This is a genomic window from Xanthomonas cannabis pv. cannabis (genome assembly GCF_000802365.1).
Lineage (GTDB): Bacteria > Pseudomonadota > Gammaproteobacteria > Xanthomonadales > Xanthomonadaceae > Xanthomonas > Xanthomonas cannabis.
The window spans coordinates 1-23,245 of the sequence record NZ_JSZE01000029.1 but is presented as its reverse complement, the minus strand read 5'-3'; the positions used below and the strand labels follow the sequence as shown (position 1 = coordinate 23,245).

At 64.5% G+C, this 23,245-nt stretch carries 17 protein-coding genes and 1 pseudogene; 5 read left to right on the top strand and 13 right to left on the bottom strand.

Going from position 1 to position 23,245, the window contains the following annotated elements:
• Nucleotides 1-113 precede the first annotated feature (113 nt).
• From OZ10_RS06885 to OZ10_RS06855, 7 genes are all read right to left on the bottom strand, one after another.
• Nucleotides 114-1,460 (bottom strand): sensor histidine kinase, encoded by a 1,347-nt coding sequence (locus OZ10_RS06885; protein ID WP_039564308.1) that lies wholly within the window; start codon nucleotides 1,458-1,460, stop codon nucleotides 114-116.
• 8 nt (nucleotides 1,461-1,468) lie between these two features.
• Nucleotides 1,469-2,812, bottom strand: coding sequence for a sigma-54-dependent transcriptional regulator (locus tag OZ10_RS06880; RefSeq protein ID WP_039564307.1), 1,344 nt, complete (start codon nucleotides 2,810-2,812; stop codon nucleotides 1,469-1,471).
• Between the two features lie 160 nt (nucleotides 2,813-2,972).
• Nucleotides 2,973-3,278 carry a hypothetical protein gene (locus OZ10_RS06875; protein ID WP_039417653.1) on the bottom strand — a complete coding sequence of 102 codons (306 nt, stop codon included), beginning with the start codon at nucleotides 3,276-3,278 and terminating at the stop codon, nucleotides 2,973-2,975.
• Nucleotides 3,279-3,503: 225 nt separating this feature from the next.
• Nucleotides 3,504-4,730 carry an ABC transporter permease gene (locus OZ10_RS06870; protein WP_039564284.1) on the bottom strand — a complete coding sequence of 409 codons (1,227 nt, stop codon included), beginning with the start codon at nucleotides 4,728-4,730 and terminating at the stop codon, nucleotides 3,504-3,506.
• A gap of 55 nt (nucleotides 4,731-4,785) precedes the next feature.
• Nucleotides 4,786-6,087, bottom strand: a complete 1,302-nt coding sequence (locus tag OZ10_RS06865; protein WP_039564283.1) for an ABC transporter permease — start codon at nucleotides 6,085-6,087, stop codon at nucleotides 4,786-4,788.
• Between the two features lie 11 nt (nucleotides 6,088-6,098).
• Nucleotides 6,099-6,818 (bottom strand): ABC transporter ATP-binding protein, encoded by a 720-nt coding sequence (locus OZ10_RS06860; RefSeq protein ID WP_011348648.1) that lies wholly within the window; start codon nucleotides 6,816-6,818, stop codon nucleotides 6,099-6,101.
• Between the two features lie 48 nt (nucleotides 6,819-6,866).
• A complete protein-coding gene (locus OZ10_RS06855) occupies nucleotides 6,867-8,138 on the bottom strand; it encodes an efflux RND transporter periplasmic adaptor subunit (RefSeq protein ID WP_039564282.1) in 1,272 nt (423 codons plus the stop codon).
• Nucleotides 8,139-8,343: 205 nt separating this feature from the next.
• Between OZ10_RS06855 and glmS the strand changes: the two genes are divergently transcribed.
• From glmS to OZ10_RS22830, 3 genes and pseudogenes are all read left to right on the top strand, one after another.
• Nucleotides 8,344-10,173 (top strand): glutamine--fructose-6-phosphate transaminase (isomerizing), encoded by a 1,830-nt coding sequence (gene glmS / locus OZ10_RS06850; protein WP_039403678.1) that lies wholly within the window; start codon nucleotides 8,344-8,346, stop codon nucleotides 10,171-10,173.
• Nucleotides 10,174-10,562: 389 nt separating this feature from the next.
• Nucleotides 10,563-11,036 (top strand): hypothetical protein, encoded by a 474-nt coding sequence (locus tag OZ10_RS06845; RefSeq protein WP_039564281.1) that lies wholly within the window; start codon nucleotides 10,563-10,565, stop codon nucleotides 11,034-11,036.
• A gap of 234 nt (nucleotides 11,037-11,270) precedes the next feature.
• Nucleotides 11,271-12,415 (top strand): annotated as a pseudogene (locus OZ10_RS22830) (hypothetical protein).
• A gap of 134 nt (nucleotides 12,416-12,549) precedes the next feature.
• On the opposite strand, the gene OZ10_RS22080 reads toward OZ10_RS22830, so the two are convergent.
• The 6 genes from OZ10_RS22080 to OZ10_RS06810 all read right to left on the bottom strand — a co-directional run bounded on the left by OZ10_RS22080 (nucleotide 12,550) and on the right by OZ10_RS06810 (nucleotide 20,044).
• A complete protein-coding gene (locus OZ10_RS22080; RefSeq protein WP_039564306.1) occupies nucleotides 12,550-14,451 on the bottom strand; it encodes a peptidoglycan-binding protein in 1,902 nt (633 codons plus the stop codon).
• A gap of 72 nt (nucleotides 14,452-14,523) precedes the next feature.
• Entirely contained in the window at nucleotides 14,524-15,285 is a 762-nt protein-coding gene (locus OZ10_RS06830; RefSeq protein WP_039564305.1) for a hypothetical protein, read from the bottom strand.
• Nucleotides 15,286-15,610: 325 nt separating this feature from the next.
• Complete coding sequence (gene gloA / locus OZ10_RS06825) at nucleotides 15,611-16,135, bottom strand: lactoylglutathione lyase (RefSeq protein WP_039403670.1); 525 nt, start codon at nucleotides 16,133-16,135, stop codon at nucleotides 15,611-15,613.
• 159 nt (nucleotides 16,136-16,294) lie between these two features.
• Nucleotides 16,295-17,368 carry a copper resistance protein B gene (locus OZ10_RS06820; RefSeq protein WP_425598934.1) on the bottom strand — a complete coding sequence of 358 codons (1,074 nt, stop codon included), beginning with the start codon at nucleotides 17,366-17,368 and terminating at the stop codon, nucleotides 16,295-16,297.
• Between the two features lie 209 nt (nucleotides 17,369-17,577).
• Nucleotides 17,578-19,362: a copper resistance system multicopper oxidase gene (locus OZ10_RS06815; protein ID WP_039564278.1), complete on the bottom strand. Its 1,785-nt coding sequence runs from the start codon at nucleotides 19,360-19,362 to the stop codon at nucleotides 17,578-17,580.
• 226 nt (nucleotides 19,363-19,588) lie between these two features.
• Entirely contained in the window at nucleotides 19,589-20,044 is a 456-nt protein-coding gene (locus OZ10_RS06810) for a CopL family metal-binding regulatory protein (RefSeq protein WP_068835589.1), read from the bottom strand.
• A 94-nt stretch (nucleotides 20,045-20,138) separates the two neighbouring features.
• Between OZ10_RS06810 and OZ10_RS06805 the strand changes: the two genes are divergently transcribed.
• Both OZ10_RS06805 and OZ10_RS06800 read left to right on the top strand, forming a co-directional pair.
• Nucleotides 20,139-21,242, top strand: coding sequence for a PLP-dependent cysteine synthase family protein (locus tag OZ10_RS06805; RefSeq protein ID WP_039403655.1), 1,104 nt, complete (start codon nucleotides 20,139-20,141; stop codon nucleotides 21,240-21,242).
• Between the two features lie 94 nt (nucleotides 21,243-21,336).
• The coding region (locus OZ10_RS06800; RefSeq protein WP_039564275.1) for a M3 family metallopeptidase at nucleotides 21,337-23,245 on the top strand (1,909 nt) is incomplete at its 3' end.

Sequence of the window (23,245 nt, the reverse complement as noted above, 5' to 3'; positions counted from 1 at the left end):
CGCGCCCGGGTGCGCTCCTACAGCTGAACGACGGCGTTCTGATGCGGACGGTCTGATGCAACGATGACGCGTGCTGATCCTAGGCGCTACCAGGCGTGGACGGGGTCCTGCCTTCACGCGGCCAGTGGCAGCAACAGGGTCACACACAGCCCGCCATGCGCGCGGTTGTGCAGCGAAATGCGCCCGCCGTGCGCCTCGGCGATTTCGCGGGTCAGTGCGAGCCCCAGGCCGGTGCCGTTGCGCTTGGTCGAGTAAAACGGCATCAGCGCATTGTGCAGCACCGCTTCGTTCATGCCATTGCCGCGGTCGAGCACTTCGATGCGCAGCCATTGCGGCACGCGGCTTACGCGCACGGCGACCTCGCTATTGGCCGGCTGCGCTTCGCTGCAGGCTTCGTGCGCGTTCTTGAGCAGGTTGAGCAGCGCCTGTTCGACCTGGGCGGCATCGATGCGGCTGCTGACATCGCTGAGGTCGCCCTGCAACTGGAACGGGATCTGTTGCCGCAAGCGTTCCAGAAATGGTTCCCAGGCGATTGTCTGCAGCTGCGGCTGCGGCAACTTTGCAAATCGCGCATAGCCGCGGATAAACCCTTCCAGATGGCGCGCGCGTTCTTCGATGGTTTCGAACACCGTGCCCAGGCGGTCGGTGCGTTCGCGGCGCAGCAGCTCGGCGCCGGAATGCGCCAGCGAGGCGATCGGAGCCAGCGAGTTGTTCAATTCGTGGCTGATCACGCGGATGACCTTCTTCCAGGTCTGCACTTCCTGCCGGCGCAGCTCGGTGGTCAGGGTGCGGATCAGCAGCAGCTCATGGCCGCGCCCATTGAGGTGGAAGCTGCGCCGCGACAGGTGGTAGATCTGCTCATCGTCTTCGTCGTCACCCTCTTCGCGTACCGCAAACAGGCAGTCGCCGCCGCGGGCCAGGGCATCGCGCAATTCGCCCGGCATGCGCTCCAGCACATCGTCCAGATGCTGGCCTTCGAGCTTGCGCCCGCCATGCAGCAGTTTGCGTGCGGCATTGTTGGAGAAACCGATCCGTCGCAGGCCATCGCCGCCGGCCACCACCAGCAGCATCGCGACCGGCGTGTTCTGCAGCATGGTGTCGAGCATCAGTTCGCGTTGCACCAGGTCGCGGCGTTGCGCACGCAGCACGTCGCCGAGTTCGGCATGCGCCTGCACCAGTTGTGCCAGTTCGTCATTGCCGCGCCAGTGGACACCGAAGTTGTATTCGCCATCGCGGTAACTGCTGGTGGTGCCGGCCAGCGCACGAAACAGCGAGCGCATCGGTGCGGTGGCGCGGTTGAGGCTGAACCACATCGCTGCCAGCAGGACGAGGACCGAAATCGTCGCCACCTGCCAGCCGTGGTCCAGCCAGTACGCCATGAACCATGGAAATGCAGCCGCCAGCGCAAGCACCGGCAGCAAGCGCAAAAACAGCGAAAACGTGAAAGAGCGGTTCCGCATGCGAAGGATCATTCCGAGCTGATGCCGTAGCGGTCCATGCGCCGATACAGCGCCTGGCGGCTCAACCCCAGCTCGGCGGCCGCTTGTGCGATCACGCCTTGCGCGCGTGCCAGCGCCTGTTCGATACGCGCGCGATCCGGCTCGCCTGCGGCCGGCGTCGCCGGCCGTGGCGCGGTTGCACGCGGCAGATTCAGATCGCCCGCTTCGATGCGCGCGCCCTGCGCGAGCAAGGCGGCGCGTTGCAGCACATTGCGTAACTCGCGCACGTTGCCGGGCCAGGCATGCCGTTGCAAGGCATCGCGCGCCTGCGCGGATAGCGGCTTTTCACCGGCAAGGAAGTGCCCGGCCAGCGGGCCGATATCGCCGGGGCGTTCGGACAGTGCGGGCAGTGCGATTTCCACCGTGTTGAGCCGGTAATACAGATCCTCGCGAAAACTGCCGTCGCGGATCATCGCCGGCAGATCTGAATTGGTGGCGCTGATCACGCGCACCTTGGCGTGGCGTTCGCGGTTGGAACCCAGCCGCTCGTAACGGCCGGTTTCCAGCACGCGCAGCAACTTCATTTGCCCTGCCAGCGGCAGGTTGCCGATCTCGTCGAGAAACAGCGTGCCGCCATCGGCCGCTTCGAACTTGCCTTCGCGCGACTTGTTGGCGCCGGTGTAGGCGCCGGCTTCGGCCCCGAATAATTCGGCTTCGATCAATTCACCTGGCAAGGCGCCGCAGTTGAGTGCAATGAACGGGCCATGTTTGGTGGCCGAATTGGCCTGGATGATCTCGGCAATCTTTTCCTTGCCGCTGCCATTGGGGCCAGTGATCAGCACCGGCAAGTCCGAGCGTGCGACCTGGCAGGCCAGGGCGATTGCGCGCTCGCTGGCCGGATCGGCGAACACCGCGCCGCGCAGGTCGTAGCGCTGGGTCAACTGCTCGCGGCCGCGGCGTTCGCGTTCGCGACGACGTTCCAGTTCGCGGCGTGCTTCGGACAGTTCCAGCAGGTTGTTGACCGTGGTCAGCAGTTTGGTGTCGTCCCAGGGCCTGGCGATGTAATCGGCCGCACCGGCCTTGACCAGGCCCACCGCGCTGCCCAGGTGCGTCCAGGCGGTGAGCAGGATCACCGGCAGGTCCGGATGACGTTGACGCAGCTGCGTAAACAGCGCCTCGCCCTCTTCGCCGGAGGTGGTGTCGGCGGTGAAGTTCATGTCCTGGATCACCAGATCGAACGCCTGCTCGTCCAGCAGCGCAAGCCCGGCCTGCGGCGAATGCGCGTGCCGCGCCTCGATGTCGTGCAACGAAAACAGCACTTCCAATGCAGTGGCCACGGCCGTGTTGTCGTCGATGATCAGGATGTGCGGCATCGCATTGCTCAAGAAGGCGCGGGATGGGATCGGCACAGAATACTGGCAACACGCAGCGACAACGCGCTGCTCGGCGGGGGCGGCAGATCGCCGGGCGGCAAGGTCGGCGGACTCAAGCGGCCGATGCAGGGTGCATCGGCTGTTGCCGGCACGGCGCTGGTTATGGAGCCGCGGGCGGCAACAGCGGTGTGTACGTGGCCGCTGTCCAGATCAGGTGCACCTGCACACCATCGCGCATGACATCCACGGCGATGGGGTTGCCTGCGGCAGCCTGCAGTGCGGCCAGCAATGTTGCGATTGTGGTGATCTGGGTTCGGCCCGCCGTGCGCACGCGGTCGCCGCGTTGCAACTGCAGGCTGAGCGACGCGCTGGCCTGGGTCACCAGCAATCCGTCGCTACTGGCGACGAGTTCCAGAACTTGATCGTCATGGCGCCAGTTCAGCCGGGTGTCGTCGATGGCGAGCACCTCTTGCGTCGAAGTGCTGGACGAGGCCGACGCCGCGTGCGCCCGCGTTGCCGCATCGGCCTGGCCGGGGTGAAGGAGGCAGCAGGCGGTCAGGGCGATCAATGCCGATGATGCAAGAGAGCAAGGCATGAGGGAATCCGGTTCGTAACGATGGTGGAAACGCGCGGTGGATGGCGAGCCGGGTTGCTTCCCCACTGCCAAGCGACGGGGAAGCAACGCCGGCCATCATGCACTGCGGGTGGCAACAGCCGGGGGCACTGCGGCTGCGCGGCGGGCCGGCCAGAACACCGCCAGCTGGCCGAGCATCCATAGCAGCAGCGCGCCAATCGGCAGGTAGATTGCCGGCAGTCGCGGCAATTCATAGCGTGCCATCAGCCAGACGTTGATCGAGTAGGCCATCAGCATGCCGAGCACGATGCCGACCGAGGCGAGCAGGAAATTCTCGATCTGGAAGTAGCGCAGGATCTGGCTGCGCGTTGCACCCAGCGCACGGCGGATACCGATCTGCTTGGTGCGTTGCTGCACCCAGAAACTCGCCAGGCCGACGATGCCCAAGGCGGTCACAATCAGCAGGGCGACGCACACCGCTCCAAGCAGCCAGATCATGGCGCGATCATTGCGGAAATACTTTTCGCGGATTTCGGTGTAGGTCTCTTGTTTCAGCACCAAGCGGCTGTTGTCCACTTTCATCAAGGCCGCCACTGCCGCCTTCAGCACTTCCGCCCGACGCAAGGGATCGGTGACACGTACGATGTATTGCCCGTTGTTATACGGTGGACGGATGGGCATCAGCATCGAATAGTCCTTTGCCGACAGTCCATTGACATTGTTCGGCCGCGCCAGGGTGCGCACGATTCCGACGATACGCAGCGGGACATCGCCAGAGTAGATGGTCTTGCCGAGCGCGCTGTGGTCGGGGAACATCTTGTCCGCCGCCCCCTGCGTCAGAATGACCGCCGCACCCTTCTTGCGGACTTCATCGTCGTTATCAGCCTTTTCCTGGCTGATGTATTCGTCGGGGCTGAAGTCGCGGCCGGCATTCAATTGCAGGCCAAGTGCATCCAGGCTGCCTTCGCTGACCAGATACTGCGCGGCATTGAGCGTGGGGCGTTCCTGCTCCGGGGTCAGGGTCAGCCCCGTGTTGGACGAGTAATTGACGAAGGGGATCTGATTGGTGATGACCGCATTGCGCACGCCGGGTATCGCGCGCAGCGCTGCCAGATCCTCCCGGGTGCGTGCATCGGCATTGGCCTGTGGGCCGATGCCGTCCAGCTGGATACTGAGCAACTCCTGTTCGGCGATGCCGCTGGGAGTCCGGAGCGTGTCCAGACGATTGCCGATCAAAAACAGCGAATTGCAGATGATGGCGCAAGCCAGTGCGATCTCGAGCACGATCAGTGCGGCGGCCGTCTTATGGCGGCGCAAGGTGGAGATGATGGGTCGGATGTCCATGGGCTGACCTTGAAGATAGAAAGCGTGGCTCGCCGCGATGCGGCGGGCAGGAGGTTCAGGACGACTTCAACTGCAGTGCCGGTGCGACCTGGATGGCGCGCCAGGACGGCAGGATGCCGGCGAGCAGGCTCGCGGCGATCGCAATGGCGAATGTCAGCAGCAGCATTGTGATATCCAGGTGCGCCAGTGCGGCGTAATCCACCGGTTGCTGACGCACGGCCCACAGCCCCAGCCACGCCAGCCCAAGTCCGCCGATGCCGCCGGCCAGGCCGATGGTCCCTGCCTCCACCAGGCACTGCGCAAAGATTGCGCCGCGCGACGCGCCAAGCGCACGCCGCACGCCAATCTCTCCGCTGCGGCGCAGGAATTTCGCCAGCAACAGGCCGACCGTGTTGAGCAGGCACACCAGCAGAAAGCCCATGGCCAGCCACAACTGCAGACGGACGTCGCTGGGAACCACCTTGTTGTAGTCCAGCCACTGCATCACGTTGCGCAGGCGCACATTGTTGGGCCGGGTAAAGCGCCCGGCGGCACGTTGTTGATCGGAATAGTTTTCGAGGTAGGCCTTGTAGCTGCCCGCTTGCTTGGCATTTTCCAGCTCCACCCAGTACTGCACCCAGGTGCAGGGCGCATTCAGCGCGGTGGTGTCGCCTGCCTCGACCTTGCCGGAGCAGTTGGTCCCGCCGGCGTGGGCCAATTTCAGATCCATCGCCGTACTGAACGGCACATACAGCTGTTCGTTCGAGCCGTAGGTGTCTGTGATGTCGTAGAAGCGCGGGTCGATCTTCCAGGTATCCAGGACGCCGACGATACGGAAGGTGTTCTTGTCCACGCGCACTTCGCGCCCGACGCTGTTGCCACCGTCGAACAGCTTTTCGTTCAGCGACTTGCTGATCACCGCGACACGTTCGTGCCGCTCGTCGCTTGTGCCGGACCACGCTTGGCCGTAGAGCAAGGGCACGTCGAACATCGCAAAGAAATCGGCCGAAGTGAAACGAGCGTTTAGCTTGAAAGGACTCAATCCACTGCGCTGTGGCTCGATCGCGACACTTCCGCCTGACATCATCGCCTGACGCATGGCGCGCTTCTCACGCAGCAGCGCCTCGGCGTCGAAGCGGGTGGACTGGTAATCGGGCTCGTCTCCCGGCTGATAGCCGGACTTCGGTTCCGCATCCACCTGCACATAGAACAACCGATCGCTCTTTTGCGGAATCGGGTCGCCCGACAACACATGGAACACCGTCAGCGTGGTCATGCTGGCGCCGATACCCAGCGCGATGGCCAGCACCATCAGTGCGGTCAGCACCTTGTTGCGGCGGAAGCTGCGTACCGCAAGATTGAAGTAATAGCCGAACATGGGTGGGCTCCTCAGTCGGCCAGGGTTGCAACGGCGGCAGGCGTGCGCATCAGGCTGGGATTGCGTTCCAGGTCGGTGGCCTGCCCGTCGACGATGTGCACGTTGCGCTGCGCGCGTGCGGCCAGTTCCGGATCGTGGGTGACCATGACGATGGTGGTGCCCTGGCTGTTGATCTCTTCCAGCAGTTCCATCACCCCGCGCGCCATTTGCGAATCGAGGTTGCCGGTGGGTTCGTCGGCCAGCAGCAAGCGTGGACTGCCGGCCAGTGCGCGCGCAATCGCAGCGCGCTGCTGTTGCCCACCGGAGAGTTCGGTGGGGTAGTGACGCAGGCGCGAGCCCAGGCCGACCTTGGTCAGCGCCTCTTCGATGCGCTGCTTGCGCTCGGCCGCGGCCATGCCGCGATAGCGCAACGGCACATCGACGTTGTCGAACAGGTTGAGGTCGGGAATCAGATTGAAGCCCTGGAAGATGAAGCCGATCTTGCGGTTGCGCAGGCGCGAACGTGCATCGTCGGACAGATGGCTGACGTCTTCGCCATCGAGCAGATACTGCCCGCTGGTGAAGGTTTCCAGCAGCCCGGCCAGGTTGAGGAAGGTGGTCTTGCCCGAGCCGGAGGGGCCGGTGACCGCGACGAATTCGCCTTCGCGTACATGCAGGTCCAGCGACCGCAGCGCGTGCGTTTCCACCTGTTCGGTGCGGAAGACCTTGGAGACCGCTTGCATCTTGAGCATTGCCGATTCCTTTGCGAAGAGAGAGTGCGACGAGGTGGAATGACTGAATCAGTGGACGGTGACGCGCGGCGCATCGCCGAAGTTGTCTGCGCCGGACACCACCACGCGGTCGCCGGCCTGCAGCCCGGACAGCACCTGCACTTCGCCCAGACTGCTGACGCCCATGCGCACCGGGCGGCGCACTGCGGTGTTGCCATCCATCACGTAGGCGTAGCTGCCGCCGGATTGTTCGACGAAGGGGCCGCGCTCGACCTTGAGCACGTTGCGGCGCGTGTCCATCACCACGCGTGCGCTCATGCGCTGGCTCTGGCGCAGGCCCGGCGGCTGCTTGTCGGTGAAGCGGATGCGCGCAGTGACTTCGCCGTTGACCACTTCCGGCGACACCGCCGAGATGGCGCCGGGGAACGGTTCGCCGCTGCCGCTGGTGAGCTGGGCTGGCATGCCGATCGCGAGATCGCGCGCGAAACTTTCCGGCACCTTGATCTCGACTTCGAACTTGGACAGGTCCACCACGCCCAGGATCGGTGCGTTCGCGGCGACCTGGGTGTGCTGCACGGCCTGCACCTGGCCGACCTGGCCATCGAAGGGCGAGCGCAGCGTGAGTGCGTCCACCTGGCGCTGCACCTCGGCCACCACCGCGCGTTGGCGGTCGGCCAGCAGGCGCTTGTTGCGCGAATCCAGATCTGCGCCCTGGCTCTTCAACGCGGCATCGCGCTGGGCGTGCTGCAGGTCGATGTCGGTCTTCTTCAGGGTGTCCTGCGCCTTGGCCAGCTCCACCTGCGGCACCGCACCGCCATCGTAGCCACGCTGGTAGCGCTCCAGGTCGCGTGCGGCGGCCTGCTTGTCGATCCGGGCCTGGTCGGTGAGCTTGCTGGCGTTGGCGCGGGCAAGCGTGGCATCCAGGGCGGCGCGGCTGGATTCGGCCTCCAGGCCGGCCAGCGTGGCCTGCTCCTGCGCCAGCTTGCTGCGCAGCTCCGGGCTGTCGATGCGCGCCAGCTCCTGGCCCTGCTTGACCACATCGCCGGCCACCACGCTCAGCGTTACCGTGCCGGCGGAGATGGCGTACAGCACGGGGCTGTTGGCAGCGATCACGCGGCCGTCGGCGGCGATGTCGCGTACCAGGTCGCCCTGGCTGACCGTGGCGATGCGCACCCGGCTGGCGTCGAACGAGCGGCTGCCGGCGCTCCATGCAGTGACCGCCCAGCCAATACCGGCCAACACGGCGACCGCCGCGATGCCGGGCCATAGCCAGCGGCGCCACGGCGTGCCCCGGGTGGGGGTGCGGAGAACCTGGTCCTGGGCAGAGGTGTCACGAATCATGGTCGGCGGGCTCGGTGGCGTCACGGTGACAAAGCAGGACGCGTGCCAACTGGCAAGTGGCTGAAATGATTGCACTTTAGAGCCGCAGTGCAGGTGTCCGCAGTGTCCGCGGACACCTGCGCGGACACGCTGTCCGGGGACGGTCATGCAGTGGACAAGAGCGGACACGCTAAAATGCCGGTCTTCTTCCTAAAGAGCTGTCCCTATGTGCGGCATTGTCGGAGCGATCGCCGGGCGCGATGTGGTCCCGGTCCTGATCGAAGGACTCAAGCGGCTGGAATACCGCGGCTACGATTCCTCCGGCATCGCGGTGCTCGATGGCGACCAGGTGCGCCGGGTGCGACGCACCGGGCGCGTGGCCGAAATGGCCCAGGCCGCGCAGGCCGAACAGTTCGGCGCCACGTTGGGCATCGGCCACACCCGCTGGGCCACGCATGGCGGTGTCACCGAAGCCAATGCGCACCCGCATATCAGCGCCGGCGTGGCGCTGGTGCACAACGGCATCATCGAAAACCACGAAGCGCAGCGCGAAAAACTGCGCGCGCTGGGCTACACCTTCGAGTCGCAGACCGACACCGAGGTCATCGCGCACCTGATCCATCACCATCTGGGCAGCGCGGGCGACCTGCTGACCGCGCTGCAGCGCACCGTCAAGGAGCTCACCGGTGCCTACGCGCTGGCGGTGATGAGCCAGGCCGAGCCGGAACGGTTTGTCTGCGCGCGCATGGGCTGCCCGTTGCTGATCGGGGTGGGCGAGGGCGAGAACTTCGTCGCCTCCGATGTGTCGGCCATCGTGCAGGCCACCCGCCAGGTGATCTTCCTGGAAGAGGGCGACACCGCCGAACTGCGTCGCGATGGCGTGCGCATCTTCGATGGCAACGACGCCCCGGTCGAGCGCCCGCTGCACCTGTCGGATGTCTCGTTGGCGTCGCTGGAGCTGGGGCCGTTCCGGCATTTCATGCAGAAGGAAATCCACGAGCAGCCGCGTGCGCTGGCCGACACCATCGAAGCGGCCATCGATGCCAAGGGCTTTCCGGCATCGCTGTTCGGCGCCAACGCGGAAGCGGTGCTGCGTGACATCGAAGGCGTGCAGATCCTGGCCTGCGGCACCAGTTACTACGCCGGCATGACTGCGCGTTACTGGATCGAAGCCATCGCCGGCCTGCCGTGCAGCGTGGAAATCGCCAGCGAATACCGCTACCGCGCCGCGTATGCCAACCCCAAGCACCTGATCGTCACCATCTCGCAGTCCGGCGAAACGCTAGACACGATGGAAGCGCTGAAATACGCCAAATCGCTGGGGCATCTGCATACGTTGTCGATCTGCAACGTGCCCGAAAGCGCCATCCCGCGCGCCAGCGAACTGGTCTGCTATACGCGCGCCGGCGCCGAGATCGGCGTGGCCTCGACCAAGGCGTTCACCACGCAGCTGGCGGTGCTGTTCCAGCTCACCATGGTGCTGGGCAAGCTGCAGGGCCGCATCAGCGAGGCCGAAGAAGCCGATTATCTGGAGCAGCTGCGTTTCCTGCCGGGCAGCGTGCAGCACGCCTTGAATCTGGAGCCGCAGATCATGGCCTGGGCCGAGCGTTTTTCGCCGAAGGAAAATGCGCTGTTTCTCGGTCGCGGCCTGCATTACCCGATCGCGCTGGAAGGCGCGCTCAAGCTCAAGGAAATCTCCTATATCCATGCCGAAGCGTATCCGGCTGGCGAGTTGAAGCACGGCCCGTTGGCACTGGTGGACGCGGCGATGCCGGTGGTGGTGATCGCACCGAACGACCGTCTGCTGGAGAAGGTCAAATCCAACATGCAGGAGGTGCGTGCACGTGGCGGTGAGCTATTCGTGTTCGCCGACCAGGACAGCCACTTCAGCGAGTCCGAAGGCGTGCATGTCATCCGCACGCCGCGCCACGCCGGCGTGCTGTCGCCGGTGATCCACACCATCCCGGTGCAGCTGCTGGCGTATCACACCGCCCTGGCACGCGGCACCGATGTAGACAAGCCGCGCAATCTGGCCAAATCGGTGACGGTGGAGTAAGCGCGCGAACGGGACGACCGTGCCCGCCTTGGGGCAGGCGCGGCTAGTGCGTTGTTTCGGCTGAGACTATGCCGCCCGAATGCAATGCTTGCGCGCTGCCGGTGCCGGCCTCTGGCCGACGACCTGCGTGCCATATCCGCATCGAGCCACTGCACCGAAGCGTGAGCCCGCAGCCCTCGTGCAACGGCGGTGAGCAGCCAGGCTGCGTGGCTGCCTCGCTGCTTCTGCTCAAGGGAGTAGCGATCGTCGTCCTAGGGCAGCCAAGCGATGGGCCCTCGTCAAGGCAGCTGCGTGTTGCGCCGCTTAGCAGCCGCGCTCCAAGGCTGCCAACGCTTTGGCCCAGGTTATGCATAAGCCTCTTGCGAGGGTCACACCACGCAGGAGGACGTATGCACGAGTCTTTCAAACAGGGGGCGCCAGCGGAATTGTGGCAGGCGTTGGTGCGCGAGGCGGGGCAGCGGATCGCACGTCCGCTGGACGAGTCGCGTGAGCATTATCTGGTGTTTGTGTTGTTGCGTTTCCAGCGCGATGCGCATCTGCTGTCGCGCACGCAGGCACTGGCATGGTTGCATGCGCAGGATCAGGTCGGCAGCGTACGGGCCGATGCATTGCGCGACGTCGGCGACGGTTGCCTGCTCATTGCGGGCCTGTTCCCGGGCGTGGCGCAGCGCCGTCGGCTGAGCGTGGACTACTTCATCGACCTGGGGCGCGGTGCGTATTCCGAAGTAGCCGACACCCGCTACAGCGATGCAGGTCTGTTTGCACAACTGGCCGGCAGCTATCGCGAGCTGGTGCGCACACTCGCTGCATTGCGCACTCCACACGACTGGCAACCGAGCGCTGGCGGGATCTTGCATGCGTAACCAGTGAACGTGCGCAGGGACGGTCCCCACATCGGCGTCGGGACCGCCCCGACTGCGATGGCTGCCGTGTGCGGGCACACTATCCCTGCAGGACGATCTGCGGGTGCGTTGTGCCATTACCTGTCGATCCGAACCCTGCAGTGTTGGAGGCCATCGCGTGCAAGCGTTGGTGCATCGGTCGCGCTGCATGGGGGACATGCAGCGCGCCGCAGTCATCCACAGGGACAGGGATCCATGAAGACGTGTATCGCGGCGGTGCTGTTGGCACTGCCTGGGCTTGCCGTTGCGCAAGATCTGCCGCTTGGCTATGCGGGTCAGGGTGGAATGACGTTGCAGGAAATCGACCCGGCCATTTATGCGTATCACTACGACCACGGGTTCGTAGGCGAAGATGCGATGGGTTGGGACCCTGCGCTGCAATTTGCGTGGTCGCGTCTCGCTGCCGCCAAGGTCTGCGCACAGCAAACGCCATCTGATGCAGTGATCGGCAAGCTGGTGGAGCAGTACGGCAAGGATGCCGTGGTGCACCAGATCAACGGTATCGGCTTTCATGAAGCGCAGATGCGTGCGGCTGGGACGTTTTGTACGCCGACGCGCGTGACCGAAGCCACAGCAGTGGGGCCTGCGTTTGCAGGCGGTGACTTCTCTGCGGCAACGGCCTATGCGGCGGCAGCTGAGGCGGGGACGATTGCGCTTGCGGCAGCCGAAGGGCAGCCATCGTCACAAACGCAAGCCGATGCAGATGTTGTCATTGCAGCATCGGCTGACTGGGCCTTGCAGCTGCCGTTGCATGCCAGCATGCGCGTAGGCTCCAACGGGCTTCCAATGGCGATGAAATGTTGCGCGTGGTTCGTCGCGGGCATACCGGGGCGGTGGTGGGATTGCAGATCGCCACCAGCTTGTTTGCGCGTGGGGGCGTGGTCTCGGCCTTCAACAAGGGGCAGTTGAAAGGCGAGAAGATGGAAGGGGTAGGTAATCCGGGTTATCAATTGCAGCGCGATGCGGTCAACGCGCACTTGAAGACCTATTTCACCGGGCATCCGACTGCGCTGCCGGTGGATCCGTTTCCATTGCAGGTGCTGATGTCCGACTGGCTGCTGGTGTATCAGAGCCTGGCCGATACCAAATCGCCCTACGAATTGCGCTATGCAGTGACGATCGGCGGAGAGCGCACCGGCCTTCTCAAGCGCAAGGCGAGCCCGGTCAGCATGCACTGTACACCGACACCGCGGACTGCTTCTCTGGAGCAGTGGGAAGCCAACGATTACGCATTGGTCAAAGAGGCCGCACAAGCCTACAGCGACGAATGCGCAGCGAAATTCGCCGAGCGGTTGCCGCAGTGGTTCCCCGATCGAGAGGCTGTTGCGACGTCCAATTGAACGGTCAGATCTGTCGACGTCGGACATCCGGCACCCGATGTGCTCTGACAAGAATCACGGTAGACATATCGCTAAACCACAAGGGGCACTGATCCATCGATCAGTGCCCCTTGTGTCTTTCCATTGCAGAGCGATCAGCCTACGCCGCGCGCCTGGTTGCGTTGCTGCTCGTGCTGATCTTGGGCCTGCGTCTGCGACTGCGCTTCCTGCCGCACGGCATTGCTGCTTTGCTCCAGGGGACGTTCCGCAGCGGTTGCCTTGTCGGTGTAGATACGCTGATGCGCCGGGTCGCTCGGCTGGCCCTGTACGGCAAACAGCCCGCTGCCATCCTTGCTTTGCGCTACCATGTCGATTCGCTGCAGGCCACTGACTTTTGCTTCGAAGGTCATGTGGCCGGCAGCGTTCACCAACTGCTGCCGGTTGGCGAATGCATTCGGACCCAGTTGTTCCAGCTTGCTGACAGCCTGGTTGAATAGCGGGTGGTCGGGGTTGGTTTTCTCCGAGAGCAGCGGTGTTTTTTCTGCCTGCTTCAGCGCATTGAGCGTATCGCGGCCAACCACGCCGTCGTCCTGCAATCCGTGCGCACGCTGGAATGCCTTGACCGCGTCGCTCGTCCGCTGCCCGTATGCGCCGTCGGCCTTGAGTTCGTTGCCGCCAGCGTCCTTGTAGCCGAGTTGGTGAAGTGTCTGCTGCAAGGTGTGCACTTCTGCGCCACGTGCATGTTCGCGCAAGACGCCCGGCGCATCAGCGGCAGCATGCGCCTGGCTGAGTTTGTGCTCGTTGGCCGCGTGAGACTGCTGCTTGTTCTGGCTACGGTCTTGCAGCAACTCGCGCGCCTCGGAGAGCGGGTCGCTGGCATAGAGTTTGACGCCCTTGGCGTGCTTGCGCTCAAGGTAGGTATCCAGCGAGCTGAGTTCGACACCCTCGCCGCCGCGCGACTGGCTGATCTTGAGCTCGCCATCCTTGGGGTCGCGCACCACCATGGTGATGTGGTCGATGCCCTTGTAACGCCCCTTGTCCCAACTCTGCGGACCATTGTCCTCGCCGATGATCATGCCTTCTTTGAGATTCTGGGCAGTGACGTCTTTGCCTTGGATCAGAACTCCAGAGCGCTCCTGCGCTTTTTCCACGATCATCGCCGCGCCGTCAATTGCCAGCTTGAATTGATCGCCCTTACTGAACACGGTATGCCCAGCCTTTTCGTTGATCTCCTTCATGGTTGCGTTCTGCATGGTCGCAACCCAGCCAGAACAATCAACATATCCCTGTTCCGGGTGTTTCCCGTCCACACCTGCATGCTTGCCGCTCATGGCGTATTTGACATGATCGTACTTCTCTGTCAAATCATAGGCAGCGCTTAGTGCGATAGCTCCCTTCTGCTGTGCTTGTGCGGGTGTGCCCTGGGCTTGCGTCGGTGCGCGTGAAGGTGCATCGTTAATCGGCTCAATTCCTTTTTCGGGAATGCGAATGCGATCAAACTTTGTATCCCAGTATTGCCTGAACGTCTGTGCCATTTCCCTGTCGGCGAGGCGTTTAAACGCGTCGTATTCGACTCCAGTCACTTCCTTCAAGTCTTCTCTGGAGACATTGTTGATGATCTTCGCGCGAGTATCGGGACGGATGAATTCGCCGCGTGCGATAGCCGACTGGATTGAACGATAGCCGTCCGCACCCTGCTGGTGCGCCATGTATAAGTCCATTCCATCGGGCTGCTCTTTGCCCGATAGATATGGCATGCCGTTGCTTCCATGGCGGTTTACCAGGATGCGACGGTTGTCCTGATACAGTTGTGCAGCGGCATCGGTGTTAGCGACCGCATCCAACTCACGGCCCCTGATGCCGTATTGCTCAGCCGTTTCTGGTACGAACTGGAATAAACCCTTGGCGCTATTGGGGCCGCGCGATGCCAGTTCATTAAACTGGCCGCCAGTTTCGATATATGCGAACCGCATGAAGTCGTCGCGCGGAATGCTGCGCTGCTGAGCTTCATGTTCGATGATGTCCAATACTTCAGCGCGGTTGTAGTCACGTGCCATCGCGTTCTCCATGCGATTGAGGCGGCAACAGATGCTGCCGCGTTAAGTCGACCTGAGCCAATCCATTGGCCCTTACCGGGAGGTCGACCGGTAGGTTTTCTGCGACGCATCGTAAAGATATTCGGTTACCGTGTCACCCTGGTTGGCTGCTCCAGGAATGCTTACCCGCAACAGGGGCATGTCGCTCCCATCTTGCGGCACGATCACAAGCGTGCCGGTGACATCAATGCAAGGAATGGATCCCGGAGAGTCAGGTCCGCAACTTGCATCGTTATTGGAGCCAGCCTCGAGCGTTGTCAGGTAGCGCCACACATTTTCATCGGTTTTTGTGAGTTCATGCGGATTGAATAGCAGTACCTCGATCGTCCGCATACGAACCCCCGAGACCAGATACCAGGTGGGTAACGCCAGTAGCATGTCGCCCGAGGGTGTGATCCATGTCTGGGGTTTGCGCTCAGTATCTATCTCGTTGCCTTTTTCGCTACCCCCGAATTCACCAATGTAGGGTTCTACGCCTAGCAGCTTCCACGGTGACTTGCTGCCCGGCTCGCTGGCCACAAACGTAGCGTGAGCAAGTGTCACCTTGGTACCAGGGGCAGCGTCGTGATTCTCGCGCTCTGCGCCGTAGCGTTCGGGCGTTTCCCAGGCAAAGCCGGTGTAGTAACGCGTACCGCCAAGTTCGAACTCGAAGCCGTACCAGTAGTTAATCCAGCTGCCATTGGCGACCTCGTAAGAGGTTGCGCCGTCGCCGTCCACGTTGCTGATGAAATACAGCACGCTATCGGGGCGCGGCGGCTGCACCTGCTGGGTCGATCCCTGGGTTGCGTCCTGCATGGGAGATGCATCCTTGTCTGCGGATTTAGGAGTGGTGGCGTTGGCTGTGTCGGCGGTGGCCGTTTTTGGAGCCGTGGCGTCTGGCGCCGCCGGCTTGCACGCGGCGATCGTTGCTAGCGCAAGAATCAGTGGAATCTTCCTGACGAGCATTGGGGTGCATCCATTGCGGAGGGCGGCGAAAGTCTACTCCAGCCCGCCGTTGTGTCCAGTCGTCGCGCCGCGCCTGGCGGTGCCGGCTTTCCGCCGGGGCCTGTGGGCGGGATGGGAGGCGTTTTCATGTCCACTCCCATCCGCCGAAACGTCAGGGTTGCCGAGCGTCCCGCTCTCAGGCCAGCGGCGTATTGGAAATGATCTCTACCCAGTATCCGTCCGGGTCCTTGATGAAGGCCAGGTGCTTCATGCGGCCGTCTTCCAGGCGCTTTTGATACGGCACCTCGAGGCTGTCGAAGCGCGCGCAGGCGGCGTGGATGTCCGGCACCGAGATGCAGATGTGGCCGAAGCCGCGCGGGTCGCTGTTGCCGTCGTGATACACGGGACCGTCTTCGGTTTCGGTGCCGTGGTTGTGGGTCAGTTCGAGCACGCCGGGGATGCCGGCCATCCACAGGCGACGCTCTGCGTCGTCATCGGGAACGGCGGTGTCCTCCGGCAACAACGCCAGAAAGTACAGGCTGAATTTCGCGTCTGCATAGTGACGTGCATCCAGCAGGCGGAAGCCGAGCACGCGCGTGTAGAAGTCCAGCGAGCGCGGCGCGTCCTTGATGCGCAGCATGGTGTGGTTGAACACGAAGCCGTGGGTCTGTGCCGGCGCCGCACTGGCACCGGGAACATGCTGCAGATCGGTCAAAGGCATGGTGATCTCCTCTTAAAAGTTGGGTGCGCAGGGTGAGCGCCGGGCGGCGATGTTAGCGGGGGCGGGGTTGTGTGCGTGTCATGGCAGCGCGCTGCCACCGTCCGCGCGCCTGTCAGCGGCAGGGGCCAGATAAGCAGTCGGGGCCGTCTTGCCACTGGCTCAGAACCAGACGCGCACGCCAGCGACGAAGCGACTGTCGCGTGCAGGCTCCTCGTCCATCGTGGCGGTGGCCCGGTCACCGAAGCTGCGGTGATGCACCCAGCCGATGTAAGGCGCAAACCGCCGGGTGATTTCGTAACGCAGCCGCACGCCTACTTCGACCTGTTGCAGCCCGCTGTCGATCCCGCGTCGATCGTCATCGGTCACTGCGATGGTTGCCTCTGCACGTGGCTGCAGGATCAGGCGGTTGGTGAGCAGCACGTCGTACTCACCTTCCAGCCGCACCGCGGCGCGACCATTGCCGACAAACAGCGTGGCTTCGGTTTCGAACTTGTACGGCGCCACTCCCTGCACCCCGAACGCGGCCCAGCTGCGATGGTCTGCACCCAGGTCCTGACGCACGCCTGCCAGCAGATCCCACCACGGTGAGATGGCATGACCGTAGAACGCTTCGACCGATGCATCCTGGGTGCGGCAGCGGTGACGCTCGCCTTCGCTGCGGAGCCAGAGCCGGTTGATGTCGCCGCCGACCCACGCCCGTGCTTCCCATGCTTGCCCGCTGCCGCGATCGGTGTCGAAGGCTTCCAGGCGATCGAACAGGACATACCGGTTGATGCCGGTTCCGTGCATCGCATGGCTGCGCAACGGGGCAAGGGCCGCCGCGATGTCCTCGGTGGTGGGCGCGGGAATTGGCTCGCGTGGCAGGGCTGCGTTGCCACGGGGGGCAGATGTGGACACGGACGTGCTCGTGGCTGTTGCATGACCCATCGTTGCATGATCCATCGCCGTATGGCCCATCGCCGCGTGGTCGACTGCAGCGTGCTCCATCGCGGCATGATCCGTCGGCCCATGGTTCATCGCGCCATGGTCCATGCCCTCGTGCGCCATCTGGCGATGCTCTGCCGGCGAAGGCGATGCGGCTTGCTGCGGTGTTTGCGGGATGTCTGCATGCTGCGGGGGCACTACGCCGTGGGCATGCGCCGGGTGTCGTGCCGGAGCGTGCGTGGCAGCATCCGGCTCCGTCGAAGCGGCGTCATCGCTGGCGTGCTGCGCATGTGCATGCGTCATGTCCATCGCGGGCGTCACATCGCGCGCGGACGACGGCGCTTCCGGAGAGGCTGGCGCCTGCGTGCCGGCTGCGCCGGGCTGGTCTGCTGCCTGCATCGCATGGGCATGATGGTCGTGCGCTGCCATGTCCGCCGCAGCATGCACGTGCTCCTGCGCCGCCAGCGGCGCACTGAACAAGACGCTGCCTGCTACCAGCGCGGTGAGCCGAAGCGCACTCATGCCTCCACCCGCACTTCGCGCATCATGCCCGCTTCCATGTGGTACAGCAGATGGCAGTGATACGCCCAGCGGCCCAGCGCATCGGCGCGCACGCGGTAGCTGCGGCGGGTGCCGGGCGGCATGTCGATGGTGTGCTTGCGCACCTGGAAGTTGCCGTCGGCATCTTCCAGATCGCTCCACATGCCGTGCAGATGGATGGGGTGCTGCATCATGGTGTCGTTGACCAGCACGATGCGCAGCCGCTCGCCGTACTGCAGGCGCAGCGGCTCTGCAGAAGCGAAGGCGATGCCATCGAAGGACCAGGCGAATTTTTCCATATGCCCGGTCAGATGCAGCTCGATCTCGCGTCCGGGATCGCGCCCATCCGGGTCGTCGAACAGGCTGTGCAGATCGCCATAGCGCAGCACGCGGCGACCATTGTCGCGCAGGCCCACGCCGGGGTCGTCCAGGCGTGGTGAGGTGGCGTTGCTGCGCATGTCGATCAGCGGGTTGCCTGCTTCGCTGGCGGCATGGTGCGGTGTGGTGTCGTGCGCCTGGGCGTGATCATGCGAGTGCATGGTGTGCATCTCGTGCGCCGCCTGCATCCCGGGTGCGCCATGCATTGCGGGCATTGCGTGATGCATCCCATCGCCATGCCCCATGTCCTGCATGGTCAAAATCGCGCGCGGATCCAGTGCAGGAATCGGCGCCTGCAGGCCGTGCCGTACCGCCAAGGTGCCGCAGGCGAAGCCGGTACGCCCCATGTCCTGCGCAAACAACGTAAATGCATCCTGCCCGATCGGTTCGACGATGACGTCGAAGGTTTCGGCTGCGGCAATGCGCAGTTCGTCCACGCTGACCGGATGCACGTACTGGCCATCGGCGGCCACCACCGTCATGCGCAGCCCGGGGATGCGGAGGTCGAAATAGGTCATCGACGAGCCGTTGATGAAACGCAGCAGCACCTTCTCGCCGGGGGTGAACAGCCCGGTCCAGTTGCCGGCCGGTGCCACGCCGTTGAGCAGGTAGGTGTAGGTGTTGGCATTGACGTCGGACAGGTCGGTGGGGGTCATGCGCATGCGCCCCCACATGCCGCGGTCTGCCAACGTTGCCCGCACACCGTCTTCGCGCGCATCGCGCAGGAAATCGCCCACCGTGCGCTGCGCGTAGTTGTCGTGGCTGGGCATCTGCTTGAGCCGGCGGAACAGCGCGGCCGGGTCCAGGTCGGTCCAGTCCGACAACAGCACCACATGCTCACGGTCGTGGCGATACGGAGGTGGCGTCAGCGGGTCGATGACGATGGCGCCGTACAGGCCCGCTTGCTCCTGGAACATCGAATGGCTGTGGTACCAGTAGGTGCCGGATTGGCGCAGCGCGAAGCGGTAGTGATATTCCTGCCCCGGCGCGATGCCATCGAAGCTCATGCCCGGCACGCCATCCATGTTGGCCGGCAGCAACAACCCATGCCAATGCACCGAGGTGGGCTGGTCGGGCAGCGTGTTGCGCACGCGCACGCTCACGGTGTCGCCCTCGCGCCAGCGCAGGGTGGGCGCGGGCAGGCTCTGGTTGACGGTGATCGCCGGGCGGGTGCGCCCGGTGATGTTGACCGGCAGGCGGCCGATCTGCAGCGACTGGCTGCTGCCGCGCAGGACGGGCGCAGCCATGGCACCGGTTGCGCGCGCATTGTTGCGCCACAGCCCGGCGGTGGCGGCAACCCCGCCCAGGGCCAGGCCCTGCACGAAGCGGCGCCGGCTCAGGCCTGGCGCGGAGGTTGGATCGAACACATGGGAATCGGAAGACATGACACCTCCGGTGCGTCTGCGCCAACTGGCGGACGCAACGCATCGCTGGGAACTCCCGCGTGCATGCACGCAGGGCGAAGGGCATAAGACGTGGCTGACAGACGATGCGGAGCCGACGTCAGGCTGCGGCGAGGGCGCGATTGCACGCGCCGCGCGCATGCACGACCTGACGACATCGGGCAACGAGCATGCCCGCCTGCTGGTGGGCACAGGGTCCGTCGGCCGCTTAGCCGATGGGAGGTCGCACCGGTTGCTCGTGCGCCGGGCTGCTGCGGCCCTCGTCCAGGGCGGCAGGCACGGCAAAATGGCCCGGCATCGCCGTCGGCAGCGCAGGCAGCGTCAGCAGGGCCAGGCTGCAATGCTGCAGGCAGTCGCAGCTGCCCAGCTTGCAGCAGTCGGCGGCATGCGGGTGGTCGCCCTTGACCTGCGCGGTCAGTGCGTCGGGCGCAGCGCTGTGCGGCGCCGCCATGGCGTCGTGGCAGGGCATGGCCTGTGCGGTCGACGGGTGCGCCGCCATCGCATGCGCCGTGGCCTGCGGCACGACCGTGTCCGGCATCGCCATGCCCACCGACGCCCACGAGCCGGTGGCCGTATTGGCGACCAGGCACAGGCACAGCAGCAGGCGGAGCAGGCAACGCAGCACGGGCAGTGGAGGCGGCGGACAGGGCCACGAGCATACCACCGGCCCGGCAACTGTCCGCCGGATGACCGCCCGCCCCGGCAGCGCACCTGGCGGCGTTAGAATTGCGTTCTTCCTTTGCATCACGTCCGTGCCCATGTCGCAGCGCCAGTGGGTGGCCGCCGCCATCCAGAAGATCGAGGCCGATTTCAACCGTTCGGCCGACACCCATCTGATCCCGATGGACCTGCCGGGTTATCCGGGCATCGACCTGTACTTCAAGGACGAGTCCAGCCACCCCACCGGCAGCCTCAAGCACCGGTTGGCGCGCTCGCTGTTCCTGTACGCGCTTACCAACGGCTGGCTGCGTGCCGGGCGGCCGGTGATCGAGGCTTCCAGCGGCTCCACCGCCATCTCCGAAGCGTATTTCGCGCGCCTGCTGGGCGTGCCCTTCATCGCGGTGATGCCGGCGTCGACCTCGCCGGAGAAGATCGCCGCGATCGAATTCCAGGGCGGCCGCTGCCATCTGGTGGAGCGCGCCTGCGACCTGGACAGCGCCTCGCATGCACTTGCGCGCGAGACCGGCGGGCACTTCATGGACCAGTTCACCTATGCCGAGCGCGCCACCGACTGGCGCGCCAACAACAATATCGCCGAATCGATCTTCAAGCAGCTGTCCGAAGAGCCGCACCCGATTCCGGACTGGATCGTCTGCAGCCCCGGCACCGGCGGCACCAGCGCCACGTTGGGCCGTTATGTGCGCTATCGCCGGCATGCCACCCGCATCCTGTGCGCAGACCCGGAAGTGTCGGTGTTCTTCGACGGCTACTGCCGTGCGGTGGACGGGCAGTGCCCCAAGGAGCTGGCCATCACCGGCGGTTCGCGCATCGAAGGCATCGGCCGGCCGCGGGTGGAATCGAGCTTCATCGCCAGCTGCGTGGATGTGATGATCAAGGTGCCCGACGCGCTGAGCCTGGCGGCCATGCGCCATGTCAGCGCCACCCTTGGCCGGCGCGTCGGCGGCTCCACCGGCACCAATTTCGTCGGCGTGCTGCAGGCGGCGCAGCGGATGCGCGAGGAGGGCCGGCAGGGCTCCATCGTCACCATCCTGTGCGATGCCGGCGAGCGCTACGCGCACAGCTATTACGACCCGGCCTGGTACGTGGCGCGCGAGATCGATGTCAGCGGCAGCGATGCCGCCATTGCGCTGGCCGTGAACGGCGGCGATCTGCCGGCCTTGCCTTGTGCCGCGCTGGAATGACCGCCATATCCACCACGCAGTGACATGCAACGTGTCGGTACGTGTCACCAGACAACGTCGTCATCCCTGATCCAGTCCCCCGCCGGAGCGCCCCATGACCAACCCGCTGCTCGACCTGTCCGGACTGCCGTCCTTCGATGCGATCCGCCCCGAACACGTGGGCCCGGCGATCGACCACTTGCTCGCCGATGCCGAAGCGGCAGTGAAAGCGGCCGAGCAGGTCAGCCCGGTGAGCTGGGACAGCTTCGTGACCCCGCTGGACGATGCCACCGAGCGCCTGTGGCGCGCCTGGGGCCAGGTCGGCCACCTGCAGGCGGTGATGAACACCCCGGAGTTGCGCGAGGCCTACAACAGCAACCTGCCCAAGGTGAGCCGCTTCGGCAGTGCGCTGGGCCAGAACCTGGCGCTGTATGCGCAGTACAAGGCGTTGGCGCAGTCGCCGGAGGCGGCGTCCTACGATGAGGCACGTCGCAAGGTGCTGGACAACGCGCTGCGCGATTTCCGCCTGGGCGGTGCCGAACTCGATGACGAGGCCAAGGCGCGTTTTGCGCAGATCCAGGAAGAACTGTCGGCACTGGCAGCCAAGTTTTCGCAGAACGTGCTCGACGCCACCGATGCCTGGTCGCACGTCACCGAGGACGAAACGCAGCTCTCCGGCCTGCCGGCCGAAGTGATCGCCGCCGCGCGCTCTGCCGCAGAAAAGGACGGCGTGGCGGGCTGGAAGTTCACCTTGCAGATGCCGTGCTATATGCCGGTGCAGAGCGATGCCGACAGCCGCGAACTGCGCGCGCTGCTGTATCGCGCCAACGCCGAGCGCGCTTCCGAATTCGGCGATGCCGCGCTGGACAACAGCGCCAATATCGACCGCATTCTTGCGCTGCGTGCGGAGCTGGCCCAGCTGCTCGGCTTTGCCAGCTACGCCCACTATTCGGTGGCCACCAAGATGGCGCAGAGCCCCGATGAAGTGATGGGATTCCTGCGCGATCTGGCCGTGCGCGCCAAGCCCTATGCGCAGCGCGACCGCGCCGAGCTTGAAGCCTTCGCACGCGACGAACTGGGATTGGACGAACTGCAGGCCTGGGATCTGGCCTACGTCAGTGAAAAACTCAAGCAGGCGCGGTACAGCTTTTCCGAGCAGGAAGTGAAGCAGTACTTCACCGAGCCGAAGGTGCTGGCTGGTCTGTTCGATGTGATCCACAGTCTCTATGGCTTGCGCGTCATACAGGACAGCGCGCCGGTGTGGCATCCGGATGTGCGGTTCTACCGGCTGGAAGATGCGCAAGGTGCGCTGGTGGGCCAGTTTTATCTGGATCTGTATGCACGCGAGGGCAAGCGCGGTGGCGCGTGGATGGACGACTGCCGCAATCGCCGCGAAACAGCCAACGGCGTGCAGACGCCATTGGTGTACCTGGTGTGCAACTTCGGCCGCGGCAGCGGCGACGCACCGGCTACCTTCCGGCATGGCGAAGTCACCACGCTGTTCCATGAAATGGGCCATGGCCTGCATCAGCTGCTGACCCGGATCGGCGAGCTGGGCGTGGCCGGCATCAACGGCGTGGAATGGGATGCGGTGGAGCTGCCGAGCCAGTTCATGGAGAACTTCTGCTGGGAATGGGAGCGCGTGCAGGCGATGACCGCGCATGTGCAGACCGGCGAGCCGCTGCCGCGCAACCTGTTCGATCGCCTGCTGGCTGCGCGCAATTTCCAGAGCGGCATGTTCACCGTGCGCCAGCTGGAATTCGCCTTGTTCGACATGCAGCTGCACAGCAGCTTCGACCCGGCGCAGGACAGCGTGCTGCAGTTGATCGAACGCGTGCGCGACGAAGTGGCGGTCAATCGGCCACCAGCGTGGAATCGCTTCCCGCACCAGTTCAGCCACATTTTTGCCGGCGGCTATGCGGCCGGTTACTACAGCTACAAATGGGCCGAAGTGCTCAGCGCCGATGCCTATGCCGCGTTCGAGGAAGCGCCCGAGCAGGTAGCCGAGACCGGCGCCCGTTTCC